Origin of the sequence: Flavobacterium sp. FlaQc-57, from assembly GCF_044007395.1 — a bacterium.
Lineage (GTDB): Bacteria > Bacteroidota > Bacteroidia > Flavobacteriales > Flavobacteriaceae > Flavobacterium.
On sequence record NZ_JBIPDA010000001.1, the window covers coordinates 305,909 to 326,391 of the forward strand.

Sequence of the window (20,483 nt, forward strand, 5' to 3'; positions counted from 1 at the left end):
CTACAACAGAAAGTGTCTAGTAGTAATTTGAAAATTCATTAATATGCTATTGATTTTTAATGCAAAACTAAAATGTCTCTTTCTTCAATATGTCTTTATAATTTAAATGAGATTTTAAGTTTTTTACACTCTTAATTTTTTATCAGAATAGCCGTTGTAGCACTTTTCAAACCTTCAGAAGAAGCTGTCAATACAAACTCTCCTTCTTTTTCTGAAGACTGAAGAATAATTTGACATTTTCCGTTAAATAACGAACGTTTCCAATTGCCATCAAGACATTTATCAGCTTCATGAGAACTTGGATCTCCGTTGCCTACGCCGAGAATACTAGCATCACCAGTAAGCGCAAACTGAATCAAATTCATCGCATCAGGAACTTCTCTTCCTTTGTTATCCAAAACAGTTATATTTATGACAGATACATCATTTCCGTCAGCATTAATAGTTTTACGGTCAGGTGTCAAAACAATTTGATACGCTTTATCAGTTGTTTCTACAAAAGTTCGAATTGTCTTTCCATTTTTTAAACCAATAGCTTCGAGTTTCCCGGGTTCGTATACAACGTCCCATTCTAAATGTCCGTTTCTGGGCATTACTTTTTTTCCGAGGCTCTTTCCGTTTAACAATAATTCGACCTCGTCTGCATTACTATTGCACCAAACATTTACTTTTTCACCCGTTTTATGACCATTCCAATGTGGGTAAATCTTGATAACGTCTTTATCTGTCCACCAACTTTGATAATAATAGTAAGTGTTTTTTGGAAAACCACAAACATCCATTATTCCAAAATGTGAATTGACGTTAGGCCAGGTAAACGGTGTAGGTTCTCCGCGATAATCAAAACCTGTCCAAACAAAACCTCCCATAAGCCAAGGTCTGTCGACTGTAAATTTCCACCATTCTTCGGCGGTTTGTCCCCAACGTGGTTTGTTCAAATCATAATCCGGCAAATAACCTTTTATGGAATCTTTTACATACATTCCTCTGGAGCTAACCATACTCGATACTTCACTAAAAATAATGGGTTGTTTAGGATGTTCTTTATGATAATCGTCTAATTCTTTAATGTGGTAATTGAAGCCTCTCACATCCATTTCCTGATTTATACCAAGATATTTAATACCATTATTTCCTCCATAAGTGCTCAATCTCGAAGGATCTAACTCTTTTTGCCTTTGTACCAAAGTATGCGCCATACGTCGCCCTAAATCGGTATTCTGAACTCCTGTTTCTTCATTTCCAAGACTCCAAAGCATGATGCTTGCGTGGTTGCGATCTCTTAAAATTAGTTTTTCGAATTGTTCAAAATATTCTTTACCTGTACCAATTACCCTAATCTCATCCAAAACCATCATTCCTAACTTATCGCAGGCTTCTAAAACAGATTTTGATGGCGGATTATGACTGCAACGGTAGGCGTTAACGCCCATTTCTTTCAATAATTTTATTCGGTAATACACCAATGCGTCCGGAACTGCTGTTCCAACACCAGCGTGATCCTGATGTACGCACATTCCTTTTACTTTCATGGATTTTCCATTTAACGAAAATCCTTTTTCTGCATCATAAACAAAATTTCTGATTCCAAATTCGGTTTGAGTACTGTCTGTCGTTATCCCATTCTTTTTTACAATCGAAACCAATCGGTATAAATTAGGGTTTTCTAAATCCCATAATTCAGGTTTATTAATGGTGAAATTCTGAATTGTTGTAGCACTTTCATTGTTTTTAACCGTTAGTTTTTCTGTCAATGATTTAGTAATCTTTGTCCCTTTTGCATCTACCACATAAGAAACGACCGAACAATCTACAGTTTTTCCTTCCTGATTCTTTACAGAAGTTTGTGCCTGAACTATTCCTTTCGCTTTTTCGACTTTTGATGATACGTAAACTCCATACTCCGGAATATGAACCGGACTTAATGTTTCCAGAAAAACGTTTCTGTAAATTCCGGCTCCTTCATAAAACCAGCCTTCATATTGGGTGGCATCAACGCGAACTACAATAACATTGTCTTTTGATAATTCTATAAAATCTGTTATATCAAATGAACTTTCAGAATATCCGCTAAAAGTACTTCCAATATAATTGTTGTTAACCCAAATCTTGAAATCACGATAAACTCCTTCAAAACGAATAATAAAACGTTGTCCTTCTTTTGTATTATCAACCGTAAAATGTTTTCTGTACCAACCAATGCTATTATCAGGATAAAAACCGCCAACGGGTCTGTAACCATGACTTTGTACATCAAAATGTTTATGGTATTCAAAAGGAAGTTCAACCGCCCAATCGTGTGGCACATTTACGGTGCGCCAATCATCATCCTTAAATTCAGGAACAATGCAACCGCCGCCGCCGCCTGCAATGGTAAAATTACGAACGATGCTGTAGTCAAAGTCTTTTGATGGATTATTGGCACTGCCTAAATGGAATTTCCAGTTTTTATTTAAAGAGGTGATTTGTCTGGATTTTGAAGTTTTAGTCTGAGAATAAACTACTTGAGAGGAGACGCAAAACATCAAAAATAAAATCCAATACTTATTTTTTATAGAAATCTTCATATTTAGTTACGATATATAGTTTGTTAACCCAGCGGGGCAATTATTTTAACACATAGAAACATAGGTTTTGTTTTCTTCAAAAGGCGTTTCACTTTTTTAAAAGACACATAGTTTGCTATGTGCCAGAAATATATTCCTTTTTATCTCCTTTTTTTACCAATAGAATCTATGTTTCTATGTGTTTATTACATTTTTTGATGACTCGAACAAAGTGAACAGAAGAAGTAATTACACCCAACGAGTTATGTTATTTTTATGGTCGATTTTCTCAATATCAGGGAGTACTATCCTTTTTAGTTTCAAAAACATGTTTCGCATAATTTACTCCCAAAGCATCATAACGCACTTTCATTGTATTCAAACGAAATTTAAAATCGTTCCAATTCTTATTTTCTTTTGGAGTCCAAACTACTTCTGACAAGGCCGACATTCTAGGCAAAACCATATATTCGACATAATTGGTTGTGTCCATATATTCTGTCCAAACATTGGCTTGAGCACCAAGTATATATTTTTTCTCTTCAGAACTTAAAGCGTCTGGTGTTGGATCATAACTGTACACTTTTTCGACAGATATAAAGCCTCCAATGGCTAAAGGTTCTTTTGCATAATCCTGTTTATCTACCTGATATTTGTCAAAATAACAATGCGTCCCCGGAGTCATAATAACGTTATGATGCAGTTTTGCAGCTTCGATTCCGCCTTTTTCTCCTCGCCAGGACATTACTGTTGCATTTGGTGCTAAACCTCCTTCGAGAATTTCATCCCAACCAATAATCTTTTTGCCTTTTGCGTTTAAGTATTTTTCCATGCGCTGTATAAAATAACTTTGCAGTTCATGTTCGTTAGCCAGCTTATTATCCTTCATTCTTTTTTGACAGGCCGGACAACGCTGCCAATTTGATTTTGGACATTCGTCTCCTCCAATATGAACATATTCTGAAGGAAACAGTGGAATAATTTCGGCTAAAACATCTTCTAAAAACGCAAAGGTCTTTTCGTTTCCGGCGCAAAATACGTCATCAAATACACCCCAGGTTTCCTGAACAATTTTTGGATTTCCTTTTGCCTGCGCTTCTTTTCCTGCTTTCGATCCCATGTTGTTTGTTACAAATGTAGGTTCGTCCGGAAAACAGCTTAAAAAAGGATATGAGGCTATCGCGGCACTTGCATGACCGGGAAGTTCGATTTCGGGAATAACTGTAATATGTCTTTGAGTGGCATATTTTACGATATCCTTTACTTCTTCCTGAGTATAAAAACCGCCATATTCTGTCTCATCATTACCTGTTTCCTGATGAAAATGCCCTGTAATGGTTCCGTATCTTTTAGATCCTATTTCGGTAAGTTTTGGATATTTTTTTATTTCTATGCGCCAGCCTTGATCCTCTGTTAAATGCCAATGCAGCGTATTCATTTTATGCAGGGCAATTAGATCGATGTACTTTTTTACAAACGACACAGGAAAAATATGTCTTCCTGCATCCAGATGCATTCCTCTATATGAGAATCTCGGGTTGTCTTTGATCGTAACTGCCGGAATTGTAATTTTATCTGTAACACTATTTCCTGCTTCTAGCGAAGCCGGAAATAATTGTCTTAAGGTTTGAATGCCGTAAAAAACGCCTGTAGAGTTTTTTCCTGATATTAGAATTTTATCTGGCGTAACTGAAAGTACATAACCTTCATCCTCATTAATGCTTTTATCTATTTTCAATTCAATAGTACCCGAACCTTCTGTTACAAACGGAATATTCATTTTTGTAGTTAGCGTTAAAAATGAGGCTAAATATTGTCCTTCATTTTCTAAATCTAAGGTTCCTGAAATTTTGGTTTCGGGAGTTACTAAAAACTTCCCTTTGACAATTTCTAATGATACTGGTTTTGGTATTATCTGATAATCTGACGCTGAATTTTTGGAACTTTTATAAGGGTTAACACATGCGGAAAATAAAATGCAGGTTAATAATAGTAGTATTAGACACCTTTTCATATTGGTTTGTTTTTGGTTTATTTTGGTTAGTTTTTTTACTTAATTTTGAATTTTAAACCATCATGTTTTAATCGGCAGCTTTCCAAACTTTTACATAATCAACTGCCATTTCGTATGGAAATCCATCTGTTGAGGTTACAAATCCGGGCCAAAATTTAACACCAGCCTTTCCTTTGTCTGCACAAGCATGATTCAAAATAATATAATAATCGGTTTCAAAAGGCCAATTTTTAGCAAAGTCACCTTTGGGTTCATGTGTCATAACTAATACATTATTTACATAAAATTCTATGCGATTTGGTAGTTTTATTACGCTGTACGTATTGTATTCTGTAGGCGAAATCAACGGTGTTTTTCCTGTTGATATTGGCTTGAAACCACTATCGCTCTGATGAATTACCTGATTGACAAAATTGTCATTATTGAGCCTTTCCATAATATCAATTTCACCTCCTTTTGGCCACTCCGGATATATTGGATTCTGAGGCATTAGCCATATTGCAGGCCATCCTCCCTGTCCTGCTTTACTAAATTTTGCTCTAACTTCAATTTTTCCATATTTAAAACTGAATTTATCTCTCGTTTGTATTGCGCCTGTTTCTGGACGTTCTTCTTCAGTATTCCAGCGCGCTCTTACAAACAAATTACCATCTTTAACTTCTGTCAGAGTTTTATCATCAACTACAAATCTATTCCACGGTGATTTTGCATTTTTAGTCGGATAAGCACTCCATAACTTTGTATTATATGCATTACCATCAAAATTATCTTCTAATACTAACTTATAAGTAATCGCATTCTTTTTTTCTACTGTATTCTTACGAACTGAACAAGACGTAAATCCGCAATAAACAAGAGCTAATATTAATATTCTACTACTATAATTTCTTTTCATTATTTTTTATATAATTTTTATTTTATCGGACATTCATTAAATTGAATTGTTCGGATTATTCTCTTTAAGAGGAAAAAATGGCAATCTAGAATCAAAATAAAATCTTTTGATTAAGCCAAATGGTTTCGAAGTTTTATATTATTTCAATGTAACTAAATCTTAAACTTCGACTGTCCAAAAATAAAATTAAAACTACTTAGACGGCTTTTTTAAGGGTTACAAATACGTTACTTCACTACTACATTTAAGTTACATTAGCGCTTAAAAACAAAACTAAACAACTACTAATAAAGCACTTATCCCGCAAAAGAAGTATACAAACAAATATCAAAAAGTATAACTCACGAATATTGAAAGTCTAAAAGCAAATGGCTTGCTTTTAGACTTATCATTTTTTGCTATTGTAATTTACTTTTAATGATTATTCAAGTGGCAACTCAGACATAAACTGTTTCACAGATTTGCTAGCTGGTATATTTAGTTTTTTTCGAAGTCGATGCCTTGCTACTTTTACCGAGGTTAACGATATTCCAAAAAGTGTTGCTATGTGCTGAGAAGAGAAATTAATTAAAACCAAAGCACACAATCTTACTTCGCGCTCACTTAGTGCGGGATACTGCTTTTTTAGACTTTTAATGAAGGTAGGATGCACTTGATTAAAAACGGTGTAAAAACTTTCCCAATCTGCATCGAGTATAAAACTATCATTAATATGATCAACAATACCTTGCAAACTGGTTTTATCAATGGTTTTACTTTTTACTTCGATTTTAAGCTTGTCTTTTATATCGTTTAGTAAATTGTTTTTGTGTATGGTTCGCAGCGTATTATTGGTGAGTTCGTCTATTTTAAAAGTCAGCTCATCTTCTAACTTTTTTTGCTTTAAGGCTTGATTTTGCTTCTCGTATTCTAAGATAGAAATCTTGTCCTGAGATATTTTTTGCTCTTGTTCTTTGATCTCTATTGTTTTTAAGTCCAGAAGTTTTTCAAGCTTTTCTTTCTGTTTTTTAATGCTGGAAGTTCTCCAATTGTACAATAATAAAAGCATTCCAATAAAATATAAAACCATCATAATTCGCACAATAGGTCTTTGCCAAAATGACGGCTTAACAATAATGTACAGCGAGGTATATTTTTTGTCCCACAATTTTAAATTATTAGTTGCTCTAACTCTTAACTCATATTTGCCCGGATTTAAATTCGAAAAAGATATTTTATTTTGTCCGTTTAAGTTTTGCCAATTCTCATCAAGTCCAACCATCAAAAACTGATATTCGATACTACTTTTCGAATATAACTCTGACGAAGCAAAGTTTATATTCAAAAACTTATTGTCGGGTTCAATAACTACTGTATCGTTTGCTAATTCGGCAAAAGGATAAACAAACTCTTTTTTTCCGTTAACTCCTTTAACTGAAGTAAAATAAACGTGCGGAAAATAAATCTTATAGTTTAATTTTTCAGGATTAAAATAAGACAATCCATAAACACCAGCCATTAATATTTTTCCGTCAGAATCTAAACTTGCGGCACCTCCATTAAATGGATAAATACCATCGGCCATTCCAAAATTAGATACGTTGTTGTTTGAATCTATTTTTGTTAAACCTGTGTTTGTGCTAAGCCAAATGTTTTTTTGATTATCCTGCAAGATTCCACGTATAATTCCTCCTTTAATTCGATCGCCATTTACAACCTTTTCAAATTTTCCGGACTTTCTTATATATTTGTTCAATCCTTCGCCATAGGTTCCCACAAGAATCGAATGATCATAGGTTTCATCAATTGATAATATATAACTGCTGCTCAAAGAGCGAGTGTCTTTACTATTGTGTTTGTAACTGCTCTTTAGAAAACTGTTGCCTCGCCTTTCATATTTAAAAAGGCCATCTGTAGTTCCAATCCACATAGCTCCTGCAAGATCTTTATAAATACAATTTACCTGATTTGAATTTGAATTAACATTGGCTGCGAGTTTTATTTCATTTATCAATTTTAACTCCTTGCTGTAAATAGTAATACCATTTCTATGACCAACCCAAATATTGCTTTCTTTATCTTCGGCTACTGAAAAAACGCCTCTTAATTCTCTGCCTTTAGGTACGTCTATAAACTTATCCGTTTTTAGATCATATACATTAACTCCTTCTCTGAGCGTTCCTGCCCAAAGTCTTTTATTCGAATCTTCAAAAAGAGAAAGTACTATATCTCCTCGAAATCCTGTACCGGATCCTGTGCCGGAAAATACATTTAATGCTTTTGTTTTGGGATTATATCTTCGAAGTCCTGCTCTTCCTGCTGATAACCAAATGTTTTTATAACTGTCTTCTATCACGCGGGAACCTTGCGGATCCTGAATTAAAAAATGGAAGTTTTTAGCTGGAATATTTTCTGTTTTATAATTATTTCGAAAAATGGATATTCCGCCATGCACCGTTCCTAATAAGATTACGCCATTTAATCCGGGTTGTATGTCGATAATAGAATTATCTGATATAGAGAACTCGTTCCCGAAGTCGTACATATAATAATTGAAACTTTTTTTATCCTGACTGTATAGATTGAGTCCTCCTCCATCTGTACCAATCCAAACATTTTTTCCTTCTGCATACACTTTTGTTACTACATCATTATTTATGGTTGATTCTTGCTGGTTTCCTTTTTTAGAAAAATGTTTTACAGTAGTATTTTCAATCGCATAAGAATAAAGTCCGTTACCGTTTGTAGCAATCCATAGATTACCCAAATTATCAATAGACATATCATTTATGTATGAATTATTGCCGGATTTTGCAAAACCTGATTCTTTTATAACATCATTTTCTATATAAAATACTTCGCCTTTATCTGTACCTAACCAAAATCTGGAATCGTAACCTTTTACAATTTTGATAACATATCCGTTTATCTTTCGTTTGTCTAAAATTTTAATTGAATTGTCTACGATCTGTCCCTTATTATCAACTTTAAACTTGACCAAAGAACCTTTTCCTCCACTTATTAGTAGTTCGTTTCCTTTTACTTGTGAGGCGCATAATACATTAGAATTAAATAAAACCTTAATTTTTTCTGCATTGATTTTAATTCTAACAAAATCATTCTGTTTCTTATCAAAAAAGTAAAGCCCAAACTCTGTGGCTACCCAAAGGTTCTTGTAAACGTCTTCAAAAAATTGATTTACGCTATTGTTTTCACCAACGTGATACACTTTTGTTAGCTCTCCGTCAAAGCTGTTTATTCCTATTTTATTTCCTACCCAAAGTACTCCGTTAAAATCCTGAAATACGGCATTGGCTCTATTTGTGGTTAAGCCCTGTTGCGATGTAATTCGTTTAAATCGTAAAGCATGTGTTTGAGAGTGCAAAGCAGTTTGTTGTAATAGAAATACAAAAAATATAAAATTTATTAACCTTAATCGTAGTATCATAATTTATTCTTTTTTTGGCTTTTAGTCATTAAAGACTATAGGCGCAAAAGTAGGGATGTAACCTGAAAATTCCTCACATGTAACCTTTATGTAGGCCTGCAATATTAACAATAATTTAATACAAATGATATTTTTGCCCTAATTAGTTTTTGATTTAACCAATAGTTTACTCAATAAAAGTTATAAAAAATGAATTTTACTTCAATCAACTTATTTCCCTCTTTTAAAATAAAAAATTACAGCATCTTTGCTCCCAAAAACGGAATCTTAGGAGCTGTAATTTTATGTATAACTGCATGCTCAGTTCACAAAAATCACGTAACTGAAAAACAAAAGCCTAATATAATTTTTATAATGTCTGATGATCATGCTTATCAAGCTATTAGTGCTTATGACAATAAATTAATGCAAACTCCAAATATAGATCGCATTGCTCAAGAAGGAATGATTTTTACGAATGCAAGTGTAACCAATTCGATTTGCTCTCCATCTCGAGCCGTAATCCTTACGGGGAAACACAGTCACTTAAATGGTAAAATAGATAACTTAAGTAAGTTTGATACTTCGAATGTAACTTTTCCGCAATTACTGCAAAAAGCAGGTTACCAAACTGCAATGTTTGGAAAATTACACTTTGGTAACAATCCTAAAGGGTTTGATGAATTTATGATTTTGCCTGATCAGGGCGATTATTACAATCCGGAATTTATTACTAAAAAAGGCGATACTACGATAACAGGTTATGTAACGGATATTACTACAGATTTAACTTTAAACTGGCTGGAGAAAGGTCGAGATAAGACAAAACCTTTTTTATTGATGTATTTGCACAAAGCGCCGCACCGTCCGTGGCTTCCTAAGGAAAAGTATTATAAGGAGTTTACTAAAAAGACATTTCCGTTACCTGAAACTTTATTTGACGATTATAGTACGAGATCTAGTGCTGCTAAATCTGCCGAAATGAACATTTTAAAAGATATGCTTTTAACGTATGATAATAAATTAGAAGGTTCTGTTTTGGATAGTTTGGGTATTAATGAACGAAGACTAAATACGGGTTTAAATCGAATGACTAAGGCTGAACGTGCGTCTTGGGATGCTGTGTATGGTCCTATTAATGAAGAATTCTTAAAGAACTATCCAAAAATGAGTCCGAAAGAGCTGACGATTTGGAAATATCAACGCTATATGCAAGATTACCTAGCGACAATTGCATCTGTTGACGAAAATGTGGGTCGATTATTAGATTATCTGGATGATAAAAAGCTTTCAGAAAACACCGTCGTGGTGTATACCTCAGATCAAGGTTTTTATTTGGGCGAACACGGCTGGTTTGATAAACGTTTCATGTATAATGAATCTTTTAGAACTCCACTTTTAATAAAATGGCCCAATAAAATAGCGCCCGGAACAACTGAAGATGAGATGGTACAAAATCTTGATTTTGCGCAGACATTCTTAGAAATCGCTGGAGTTAAAGCTCCAAATGATATGCAGGGAAAAAGTTTGGTTCCGTTACTATTAGGCAAAAAAGAAAAATGGGACAGAGATGCTATCTATTATCATTATTACGAATATCCTGCAGAGCATGCTGTTAAAAGACATTACGGAATTGCTACAAAAAAGTACAAATTGATCCATTTTTATTATGATATTGATGCTTGGGAATTGTACGATCGAGAAAAAGATCCTAACGAATTACATAATGTTTATGACGATCCGGCTTATAAAGATATTGCTGCAACGATGAAAACTAAACTACAGGAGTTAAGAGTAAAATATAAAGATTCTGAGACTTTAGACAATTATTATATTCAGCTTTATAACAATCGCAAAACAGTAAAGAAATCAAATCATAAAGAATATTCAGAATAAATATAAAACACTATTAAATAACCAACCAAAATTTTATTTTTTAACCAATTTAAACACAGATTCATGAACAAAAGAAGTTTGATATTATCATTACTTTTTATAATTGTAGCCAGCAATACTTTGCTTGCACAAATAAAAGTAGTAACCGGGCAGGTTACAAATGATAAAGGTTCGTCTATACCGGGCGTAAATATACAGATTAAAAATACCTCGAAAAGTTCCTCTACAGATTTTGACGGTAAGTACAAACTGGAAGCAAAAAAAGGTGATGTATTAGTTTTTAGTTACATGGGATTTATTACTCAGGAAAAAACTGTTAATGCAGAGCAAGATATAAATGTTTCTCTTAAAGATGATTCGCAAGAGTTAAACGAAGTTGTTGTGGTAGGATACGGTACAATGAAAAAGAAAGATCTTACCGGAGCTATTTCATCCTTTAAGCCAAGTCGTGATCAGGCTGCTATTGCAACGTCTATCGACGATTTATTACAAGGAAAAGTCGCGGGAGTTAGCGTATCAACAGGAGGTTCAACACCGGGAGCAGCAGGTTCTATCACTATCCGCGGATCGAATTCTCTTAATGGGGACAGCCAGCCTTTGTATGTAATTGATAACGTACCTCAACCATCTACAGGGCAAACAATGCGAAATTCTACTGGAGATTATCAACCTACTCTAGATCCGTTGGCAGGAATAAATCCAAATGACATCGAAGATATTCAAATTTTAAAAGATGCCTCAGCAACTGCAATTTATGGCTCTCGTGGTGCCAACGGTGTTATTATAGTTACTACCAAAAGAGGAAAAGCAGGAAAAGCAACGATTCGTGTGAGTGCAATTTTTTCTGTGGCAAACCCAACGAAATTTATTGATCTTATGAACCTTAGAGAATATGCTTCGTTCTGGAATACAAAATATCCTAGTGATCAAAGATTCGTTATTGGCAATGATATCAAGTATGTCTATACTGGTGTGAATGAAAGTGGACAAAACATTGTTAAAGAAACTCTTCTTACAGACAGAGATTGGCAAAAAGAAGTTACAAGAACGGCATTATCAAGAGAATATAATTTAAATATAAGCGGTGGATCTGAAAAAACAAAATACAGCTTTTCTACTTCTTATAAAGATGTCGAAGGTATTGTTAAAAACACTGGATTGACTCATGGCGATTTCCGTTTAAATTTAAATACTGCTATTACAGACAGATTATCAATGGGTTTTCAGTTTAGCGGATTTCTAAGAAAAAATAACATGACCTCTGGTGGAAACAGTGTTGGCAGAATTTCGGGAGCCCTTTTGTCCACAGCGATAAATACTGCACCTTATTTTAGACCTACTGATGATGTAACTTTTGCAAACGACGTAGATACCAGAGGTACTGTTTTAAGTTGGCTTACAGACTATGATGATATTACAAATGAGTACCGTTTTTCTGTAGCTTCAAACATTGACTATAAAATTACTAAGAACCTGAAATACACTTTTAGAACCGGCGGCAACTTAAACAATGTCGAAAAGAAAAACTGGTATGATTTAGGTTTATACAACGGTTATTTATACAATGGTTACTTAAGCAAAGACCGTTTAGAACGCAACAACTATAATATTGAAAACCTTTTGTTTTATAACAAATCTGTTGGTGTTGTAGATATTGATGCTACGGCTGGTGTAACTTACGATTCGTACCAGTTTTTAAATACGGGTTCAGTTGGAAAAGGCTTTACGTACAAAAATTTACGTACAGACGGTTTACATACTGCTACGAGTGTACAAATTTTGACTCCAATACAAAGTGATTATCAATTATTCTCTTATTTAGGGAGATTAAATGCTTCATTTTTTGACGGAAGATATGTTGTAACAGGAACAATGCGTGCAGATGGAACCAGCAAATTCAGCCAAAAAAACAGATGGGGTTATTTCCCTTCTTTCGCCTTGGCCTGGAATGCAACTCAGGAAAACTTTCTGGCGAGTACCAGCAAATGGTTGTCTCAATTTAAATTACGTGTTGGTTATGGAGAAACTGGAAGTCAAAACATTGGTCCATACTCCACTATATTTGGTTACGGAGCTGTAGGTTCAGGATATGCAACAGGTTCAGGAGCGCTGGTTCAAGGTTTAGGCGTCAGCGGAATAAATAATCCTGATCTAAAATGGGAAAGTACACAATCTGTAAATGCAGGTGTCGATTTTGGTTTCTTTGATAGTAGAGTATCCGGTACAGTTGACGTTTACAATAAAACCACTAAGGATTTATTGGTAAGTATTACGATTCCAGGTTCTACTGCTTATACTTCATTAACGGTTAACAGAGGTGAAATTCAAAACAAAGGAATTGAAACTACATTAAATGTGGATATTATTCGCAAAAAAGATCTTAAATGGACTTTTGGAGGAAACATTGCTTTCAATACATCTACTATTAATAAAATAGGAAATACTCCGGGGTCATTTGGTTCTCTTGGAACAATAACTGCTTTTCTTGGTAATACGGCAGGCGATCATTTTGGTGCCGCTAATATTTTTATCGAAGGTCAGGCGCCGGGGCTTTTCTATGGTTTTAAAACTAATGGAATTGTACAGCAAAATGATACTTATACTGTAGCTGCTCCTTTTGGAAATTCAGCAGCTCCCGGAAATCTAAAAGTAGTAGATGTAAACGGTGATGGTGTTGTTAATTTGGCAGATAAAACTATTATTGGCGATCCAAATCCGGACTTTACTTACGGTTTTCAGACGAGTTTAAACTATAAGCAATTACGCTTTAGTACTTCTTTTTCTGGTGTACAAGGCGGAGATATTATAAACGCCAATAACCGATATAATAATTTAGCTAATTTGCAAAGCGGAGACCGAAACATGAATCCTGCAGCAATTGCAAATGCATGGACTACTACAAACCCATCTAATGAATATCCTTCAATTAACAGTAACATTGTTAACGGACATATTTATGATCGCTACCTTGAAGACGGAAGTTATTTAAGATGTACCGATATTACTGTGGGATATACTTTAAGAGAAGATGTCGTGGGTAAACTAGGATTAAACAGTCTGGATATATTTGCATCTGCTAAAAATCCTTTCACAATTAGCAGCTATAGCGGTTATGATCCTGCAAGCAGATCTTTCAACTTTGATCCGTTAAGAAGAGGTTTTGATCTTTATTCTTTTCCTGTTCAGAGACAAATTATCCTAGGTTTAAATTTAACGTTTTAAAAAATTAAGTTATGAAAATCAAATTCAATATAACAAGCTTAATGATTGTTTTGGTCTCACTCATTAGCACATCATGTTCTCTAGACGAAGATCCTAAATATAGTTTTAACTCTACAACAGTTTTTAATAGTCAGAGTACAACTGAAGCAGTTTTAATGCAAAATTACGGTTGGTTAGGAAACGCTGCCGTTTACGGCCAATACTTACACGAAGTAACAACTTCTAACGGAGTTTACTGGTCAAAAACTGATGGTGATCGTCTTGAACGTACCATTAAATATGATAATTATGCAGAGAACACTCTTTTAAGCAATATGTGGACAGGATTGTACAGAGTAGTTTCTGAAAGTAATTATCTAATGAAAGGATTAGAAGGTTCCAGTCTTTCTCAAGCTTACAAAACCAGATGTATAGCACACGCACGATTTTTAAGAGGATATACTTATTTTCAATTGGCTAACTTATTTGGAAAAGCTACTATTATAACACAACCGCTTACAACAAAAAATCTGCATACGCCATTAAGTACCAGAACTCAAGTATATGAACAAGCTATTAGTGATTTAGTTTTTGCATCCGAAAACTTGCCTCTAACCGAAAGTATGGATGGTTTAGCCACAAAAGATGTAGCGATTGCGTTTGTTGCCAAATGTTACTGGATTATGGCAAACCACGCTCAAGCTGACGGTACTGATGCTACTGCATTATATACTTTGGCAAAATCATACGGAGATAAAGCAATTGGAAAATTTGCCTTAGAAGCTAATTATGCCAACTTATGGGTGGTTCATAGCAACAATTCTCCTGAATCTATATTTCAAATTAATTTTACTGATGCTATTGGATTAAATTTGCGTACTACTTATAATTTTGGTCCTAGTGCTAATTTTGGTCGTATTGCTTCGCTTCAACCTTCTTTTGGAAATATCAAAATTGACAGAGCATTCTATGACTTGCATCGCGGTACTTATCCTGACGATCCCCGTATGAAGTCAACCTATTTATCAAAATGGACAAACGCTTTAAATACTGCTCAAACTTATTATGCATATCCATTATACAATACGGGTACAGTAACTGCTCCTGTTGTTTATGATATGTATGCTTCTGCTCCTCGTAATGCAGGAAATACAGCAACAAATCCTGATTATAATTTTAGTGCTGCTTCAACTATGCCAGCAGGTTTAAGAACGCTTTGGAATAATACGGGTACCGGCGACAGAAATTTACATCCATTAAACAATAAATTACTTTCGACGACTTTATCTAATGCGCAATACGATCCTAAAAATTTAATGCTCTTTCGTTATGCCGATCTATTATTATTAATGGCTGATGTTGAAAATGAATTAGGAAATAGTGGTCAGGCGTTAACTTATTTAAATCAGGTTTTAGATCGTGCAAGAAATTCAGGTGGAACTGGAGCTGTTTATCCAAAAACTGAAACTGCCTTAAGTAAAGATGCAATGCGTGATAAAATCTTTTTTGAAAGAATGTTCGAATTGGCAGGAGAACCATCACTGTTTGAAGATATTCGCCGTAGAGGAACTGTCTATTTGAGAAAAGTTATAGAGCTTCACAACAATAGTAAGAATGTTCAATACAGATACCAACTTGAAACTGCTAATAGTGTTGGAGGCCAATTCAGAGATTATATTCTTAGTAATGGTAATATTACAGAAGATTTTTTAAAGAAGAATTTAGTACTTCCAATTCCTGCTGATGAAATAAATAATAACAACAATATCAATCAAGAAGATCAGAATTTTGGCTACTAAATCGAAATATAAATTTAATAGTTTACATAGTCTGCTCTGATATAAATCAATAAATCAATGTCGGCAAGGATATAATGTATGTTTTGAATATTAAAATTGTGAAAATCATTTGTAAAAAAAGAGCTAAGAGTTGATACTCCATTACATACAACTTTGTATATTGATGCCATAGATGAGAAGAGGTTTATTAAGTTAGCTTCAGCAAAAAATAAAATTATGAGTAAAATTTGGAAAACAATCTTAGTCTGTTTGATTACAAGTTTTGTATTCGCTCAGCAAAAACCAAATATCATTTATATCTATGCCGACGATTTGGGATATGGAGAATTAGGCAGCTATGGTCAGCAAAAAATAAAAACTCCCAATTTAGACAAAATTGCTAATGAAGGTATCAAATTTACACAGCACTATGCCGGTGCACCTGTTTGCGCACCTTCCAGATGCATGTTAATGACCGGTAAAAACAGTGGACATTCCTACATTAGAGGTAATTACGAATTAGGAGGTTTTGAAGACGAGAACGAAGGTGGACAAATGCCATTGCCGGAAGGCACTTTCACCATTGCCAAGCTAATGAAACAAGCAGGTTATACTACAGGAATCATTGGTAAATGGGGATTAGGAATGAATAACACCACGGGTGCACCTAATAAACAGGGTTTTGATTATTCATATGGTTATCTCTGTCAGAAACAGGCTCATAATTTTTACCCTACGCATCTTTGGGAAAATGGGAAACGAGACACATTGAATAATCCGTATATACAAGTTCACAAACCATTAGCAAAAGATGCTCCCGATTCTGCATTTGATTACTTCAAAGGAAAGGAGTATTCAATTACAAAAATGGCTGAGAAAACATTTGAATTCATCAAAAACAACAAGAAGAAACCGTTTTTCCTATACCTGCCTTACACCGGACCTCATGTTTCACTTCAGGCACCAGATCAGGCAATAAAAGAATACTTAGGTCAATTTGAAGAAATGCCGTATCGTGGTGAAAAAGGATATGCATCCACACTTTATCCGAGGTCAACGTATGCCGCCATGATTACTTATATGGATAAACAGGTAGGTGAAATCATGAAATTATTAAAAAACCTTGGATTAGATGAAAATACCATAGTGATGTTCTCTAGTGATAATGGTGCTACATTTGATGTAGGCGGGACTGATACTGTCTTTTTTAATAGTGTTGCGGGACTAAGAGGCCGAAAACAAGACCTTTACGAGGGAGGAATTCGTGAGCCATTTATTGCACGATGGCCAGGAAAAATTAAGAAAGGCACAGTAACAGATCATATCTCTGCTCAGTTTGATTTAATGGCAACATTATCTGAACTAACAGAAATAAAAGTACTGAAAAATGACGGAATTTCGTTTCTGCCAACACTTCTTGGAGAAGATAATAAACAAAAAAAACACGATTATCTTTATTTTGAATTTCCTGAAAAAGGAGGACAAGTAGCTGTTCGAATGGGAAACTGGAAAGGAGTTAAAAGCAATATGAGAAAGAATAAAAATGCTCCTTGGGAAATTTACAACCTCAAAACAGATGAAAAAGAAACAACAGATGTTGCCTCTCAAAATCCTGAACTAGTAATAAAATTCGAAAAAATATTAAAAGAGGAACACCAACCGTCTCATTTAAGAGAGTGGGAATTCATAGAACCAAAGTTTCAAGAAAATTAAATAAGTGCTGTTGAGATTATTTCAAACAAAAAGCAATTATTTTTTGAACTAACTCTTAATAATGAAAATCGCAATACTTGGTAGGTTAATTTTTTTTATTTACAAGTCCAATTTTGTCATTGATAAAATGAAACACCTACTCTTAAATTACTGTTGTTAATTAGAGTATTAACAGAAAAATTATTTGTTTGCGGTGCAACTGAAAAGCTCATTTCTTAAGAAATGGGCTTTTTCTGTACCTTATTTATACGTTTATAACATCTTTTGTACACAAATAAATATGGTCAATTTTTACTTCCCTATTAACCTCATTCTCAATATAAGCACTTTACTCTATTTTCAAATATAAATGCCATAAATCTATTAGTTATTCGAAAATTCAAATATTTTGTACCTTTATTTAAAATATTTGACATTATGTATGAACAGCTTTTCAGCTATATTAATAGATACAGCGAATCTCCTCTTGCACCAGACGATGAAGAGTTAATTAAATCATCAATGAAGCCCACTAAATTAAAAAAGAAAGAACTTTTTCTTGAACAAGGGGAAATCTGCCAATACACAGGTTTCATATTAAAGGGTGCTATGAGACAATACAGCATTGACATTGCCGGTAATGAGCATATCATTCAGCTGGCTCTTGAAAACTGGTGGATGGTGGACCGCGAAAGCTATCTTATGAAAACACCTTCGATATATAATATTGATGCTTGGGAAGATACCGAACTCCTCATATTGGAAGTTGATGATCTACAGCGCCTCCTTGAAATACCAGCAATTAAAGAGATGTTCTGGAAAATGAATCAGAGCAGTTTTATAGCTTCTCAAAAAAGATTAAACAATTCTATTGCTCTCCCTGCAATGGAAAGATATGAACAGTTATTAAAAAATTACCCTGATTTTATACAGCGTTTCCCTCAGCATATCATCGCTTCTTATCTTGGTATTAGTAAAGAAACCCTCAGTAGAGTACGTAGTAAATTATTCCAAAAGTAAAATTAATGCCCTGCCCTAATTCTTCTAATGTTGTTTATTGACAAATGTCATCGTTTTCTGCTCCAGAGCTGAAATAACTTTGTCCAATAAATCAGTAGTAATGATTTTAAAATTTATCAAACATTTAAAACATTAGAAAAATGAAACAGTTTACAAAAGATGATACCATTATGTTATTAATAGATCATCAAACAGGCACACTAAATTTTGCAGCAAATAGACCTCATGAAATGATTGTGAGCAGAACAAGAGCTTTAGCTAAATTTGCAAAAGCGCTAAACATTCCAGTAGTTCTTACAAGCAGTCAGGAAGATCATGCACAAGGACCTCTAATTCAGGATTTACAGGAACTCCTTCCGCAAGAATTTACAGACAGAGTAAAAAGAGAAGGAATTACAAATGCATGGGATGATGAGAATTTTAAAAATTCCGTTTTAAAAGTAGCTGCAGGACGAAAAAACGTGATTATGGCAGGACTTACTAATGATGTATGCATTGTTTGGCCTTCAATTTCAATGCAGGAAGAAGAATTTAATGTTCAGGTCGTTCTTGATGCTGGCGGATCTCCTTCGCAAATTGCTGATGATATTGCACAACAGACTTGGGAAAGCCAAGGTGTTAGAACCACAACTATCAACCAGATTATATCTGAAATGGTGCACAACTGGGCAACAGAAGACGGACAAAAAGTTCTTCCTATTCTTTTTGAAGAAGTAATGTCTAAAGTAGGACAGTTCTCTTAATTAATAAATTCTTATAATCGAAGCTGGATATTATAATATCTGGCTTCTTCAAAAATATAATTATGATACAGAAAATAAACAGCTCTCAGTTTATAGGACATGGGCCAATAAAGGTATTGTATCCCGGATCTGCAGTTTCAACTACAGATACTGGTATAGGAAGCATTGGAAGAATAGACCATCCGGAAATCAATAACAATACGGTTATTAAAATGCATCCTCACATTAATGATGAAATACTTTCTTATTTTAGAACCGGAGAGGCAGAACACAGTGATTCAGAAGGTTTTGTAAAAATAATAGGCAGAAAGACGCTAATGCTGATGAAAGCCGGGAGATCATTCTTTCATGAGGAAAAAATCATGGGGCAGCAGGAAACGATGGAAGGACTTCAGATTTTTATCCGTCCGAAAAAAAAAGACTTGAATCCAGAAGTGGTTTTCCTGGAATTAGACAGCCTGCACAGTGAAAACAACTGGCGTCTTATCGGATCTCCAAATCCCGAAACTGAATTTCAATTCAGTAGCCAGACCTGGATTTATGATATGAAACTGCTTAGTGGCAGGGCTTCCGAAATTCCTGAACTACCAAAGAAAAATCTTACTGCACTTTTGTATGTTTTTCAAGGATCAGTGCAGGTAAATGGAAACATTGCTCTTAATAAAAAAGAATGTATCGTTTTTAAAAACGAGGCTGTTTCAATACAAGTTTCAGAAGATGCTGAACTGGTGTTATTCTTAACGGATGAAGAAGGAGAAATTTATAAAGACGGTATGTACAGCGGAAATCAAATGTAAATATGGATAAAACAATCAAGATTATCAGTAAAAATGAAGGAGAAAGATTGGCAGTTGCCGGAGGTAATTACAGAATTATAATCTCGGGTGAACAGACCAACGGTAATTACGCCGTTATCGAAATGATAGTGCCTCCAGGTGGTGGACCACCTCCTCATGCACACCCTGAAACCCAGGAAATGTTTCATGTATTGGAAGGTGAGCTCGAATTTAAAACTGAGCACGGAAAACAGATCGTAACTCAGGACGGTTTTATAAATATTCCTTTTGGAGGAGCGGTGCACTGTTTTAAAAATACTTCAGAAAACTATGCCCGTCTACTTTGTACCGTCGTCCCCTCAGGATTGGAAAACTTATTTAAGGAAATAGGAACTCTGGTAGAAGCCGGTCAATTTCTGCCAGTTCCTGAATTAACGGAAAAACGAAAGGATTTTTTGAAAGAAATTGATATTAAATACGGCCAGAAAACCTATTCGCCTGATTACTTAGGATAGC

At 34.5% G+C, this 20,483-nt stretch carries 12 protein-coding genes; 8 read left to right on the forward strand and 4 right to left on the reverse strand.

Translation table 11 applies throughout. The annotated features are described in order from the left end of the window. Positions 1-131: 131 nt before the first annotated feature. The 4 genes from galA to ACHRVZ_RS01400 form a co-directional block, all read right to left on the reverse strand. Positions 132-2,567: a beta-galactosidase GalA gene (gene galA, locus ACHRVZ_RS01385; RefSeq protein WP_395420278.1), complete on the reverse strand. Its 2,436-nt coding sequence runs from the start codon at positions 2,565-2,567 to the stop codon at positions 132-134. Positions 2,568-2,841: 274 nt separating this feature from the next. Beyond that, on the reverse strand, positions 2,842-4,560 hold the full coding sequence (locus ACHRVZ_RS01390; RefSeq protein ID WP_395420279.1) for a beta-N-acetylhexosaminidase: 1,719 nt from the start codon (positions 4,558-4,560) through the stop codon (positions 2,842-2,844). A gap of 67 nt (positions 4,561-4,627) precedes the next feature. Further along, positions 4,628-5,455 (reverse strand): glycoside hydrolase family 16 protein, encoded by an 828-nt coding sequence (locus ACHRVZ_RS01395; RefSeq protein WP_395420280.1) that lies wholly within the window; start codon positions 5,453-5,455, stop codon positions 4,628-4,630. A gap of 421 nt (positions 5,456-5,876) precedes the next feature. Next, a complete protein-coding gene (locus tag ACHRVZ_RS01400) occupies positions 5,877-8,882 on the reverse strand; it encodes a triple tyrosine motif-containing protein (RefSeq protein ID WP_395420281.1) in 3,006 nt (1,001 codons plus the stop codon). Between the two features lie 189 nt (positions 8,883-9,071). On the opposite strand from ACHRVZ_RS01400, the gene ACHRVZ_RS01405 reads away from it, so the two are divergent. From ACHRVZ_RS01405 to ACHRVZ_RS01440, 8 genes are all read left to right on the forward strand, one after another. Beyond that, a complete protein-coding gene (locus tag ACHRVZ_RS01405; RefSeq protein ID WP_395420282.1) occupies positions 9,072-10,757 on the forward strand; it encodes a sulfatase in 1,686 nt (561 codons plus the stop codon). 63 nt (positions 10,758-10,820) lie between these two features. Continuing rightward, positions 10,821-13,979, forward strand: a complete 3,159-nt coding sequence (locus tag ACHRVZ_RS01410) for a SusC/RagA family TonB-linked outer membrane protein (RefSeq protein ID WP_395420283.1) — start codon at positions 10,821-10,823, stop codon at positions 13,977-13,979. A gap of 11 nt (positions 13,980-13,990) precedes the next feature. Continuing rightward, the gene (locus ACHRVZ_RS01415; RefSeq protein ID WP_395420284.1) at positions 13,991-15,757 is read left to right on the forward strand and encodes a RagB/SusD family nutrient uptake outer membrane protein; all 1,767 of its coding nucleotides are present in this window, start codon (positions 13,991-13,993) and stop codon (positions 15,755-15,757) included. A gap of 216 nt (positions 15,758-15,973) precedes the next feature. Beyond that, positions 15,974-17,449, forward strand: a complete 1,476-nt coding sequence (locus ACHRVZ_RS01420; RefSeq protein WP_395420286.1) for an arylsulfatase — start codon at positions 15,974-15,976, stop codon at positions 17,447-17,449. Positions 17,450-17,866: 417 nt separating this feature from the next. Next, entirely contained in the window at positions 17,867-18,448 is a 582-nt protein-coding gene (locus ACHRVZ_RS01425; RefSeq protein WP_395420287.1) for a Crp/Fnr family transcriptional regulator, read from the forward strand. Positions 18,449-18,588: 140 nt separating this feature from the next. Continuing rightward, the gene (locus ACHRVZ_RS01430; RefSeq protein WP_395420288.1) at positions 18,589-19,191 is read left to right on the forward strand and encodes an isochorismatase family protein; all 603 of its coding nucleotides are present in this window, start codon (positions 18,589-18,591) and stop codon (positions 19,189-19,191) included. Positions 19,192-19,253: 62 nt separating this feature from the next. Next, positions 19,254-19,988, forward strand: coding sequence for a pirin family protein (locus tag ACHRVZ_RS01435; protein WP_395420290.1), 735 nt, complete (start codon positions 19,254-19,256; stop codon positions 19,986-19,988). Positions 19,989-19,990: 2 nt separating this feature from the next. Beyond that, positions 19,991-20,482, forward strand: a complete 492-nt coding sequence (locus ACHRVZ_RS01440) for a cupin domain-containing protein (RefSeq protein ID WP_395420291.1) — start codon at positions 19,991-19,993, stop codon at positions 20,480-20,482. Position 20,483 lies beyond the last annotated feature (1 nt).

Excerpts from the sequence above, each read along its gene's own strand:
- galA (WP_395420278.1), bottom strand. The coding sequence starts at position 2,567 with ATGAAGATTTCTATAAAAAATAAGTATTGGATTTTATTTTTGATGTTT.
- ACHRVZ_RS01390 (WP_395420279.1), bottom strand. The coding sequence starts at position 4,560 with ATGAAAAGGTGTCTAATACTACTATTATTAACCTGCATTTTATTTTCC.
- ACHRVZ_RS01395 (WP_395420280.1), bottom strand. The coding sequence starts at position 5,455 with ATGAAAAGAAATTATAGTAGTAGAATATTAATATTAGCTCTTGTTTAT.
- ACHRVZ_RS01400 (WP_395420281.1), bottom strand. The coding sequence starts at position 8,882 with ATGATACTACGATTAAGGTTAATAAATTTTATATTTTTTGTATTTCTA.
- ACHRVZ_RS01405 (WP_395420282.1), top strand. The coding sequence starts at position 9,072 with ATGAATTTTACTTCAATCAACTTATTTCCCTCTTTTAAAATAAAAAAT.
- ACHRVZ_RS01410 (WP_395420283.1), top strand. The coding sequence starts at position 10,821 with ATGAACAAAAGAAGTTTGATATTATCATTACTTTTTATAATTGTAGCC.
- ACHRVZ_RS01415 (WP_395420284.1), top strand. The coding sequence starts at position 13,991 with ATGAAAATCAAATTCAATATAACAAGCTTAATGATTGTTTTGGTCTCA.
- ACHRVZ_RS01420 (WP_395420286.1), top strand. The coding sequence starts at position 15,974 with ATGAGTAAAATTTGGAAAACAATCTTAGTCTGTTTGATTACAAGTTTT.
- ACHRVZ_RS01425 (WP_395420287.1), top strand. The coding sequence starts at position 17,867 with ATGTATGAACAGCTTTTCAGCTATATTAATAGATACAGCGAATCTCCT.
- ACHRVZ_RS01430 (WP_395420288.1), top strand. The coding sequence starts at position 18,589 with ATGAAACAGTTTACAAAAGATGATACCATTATGTTATTAATAGATCAT.
- ACHRVZ_RS01435 (WP_395420290.1), top strand. The coding sequence starts at position 19,254 with ATGATACAGAAAATAAACAGCTCTCAGTTTATAGGACATGGGCCAATA.
- ACHRVZ_RS01440 (WP_395420291.1), top strand. The coding sequence starts at position 19,991 with ATGGATAAAACAATCAAGATTATCAGTAAAAATGAAGGAGAAAGATTG.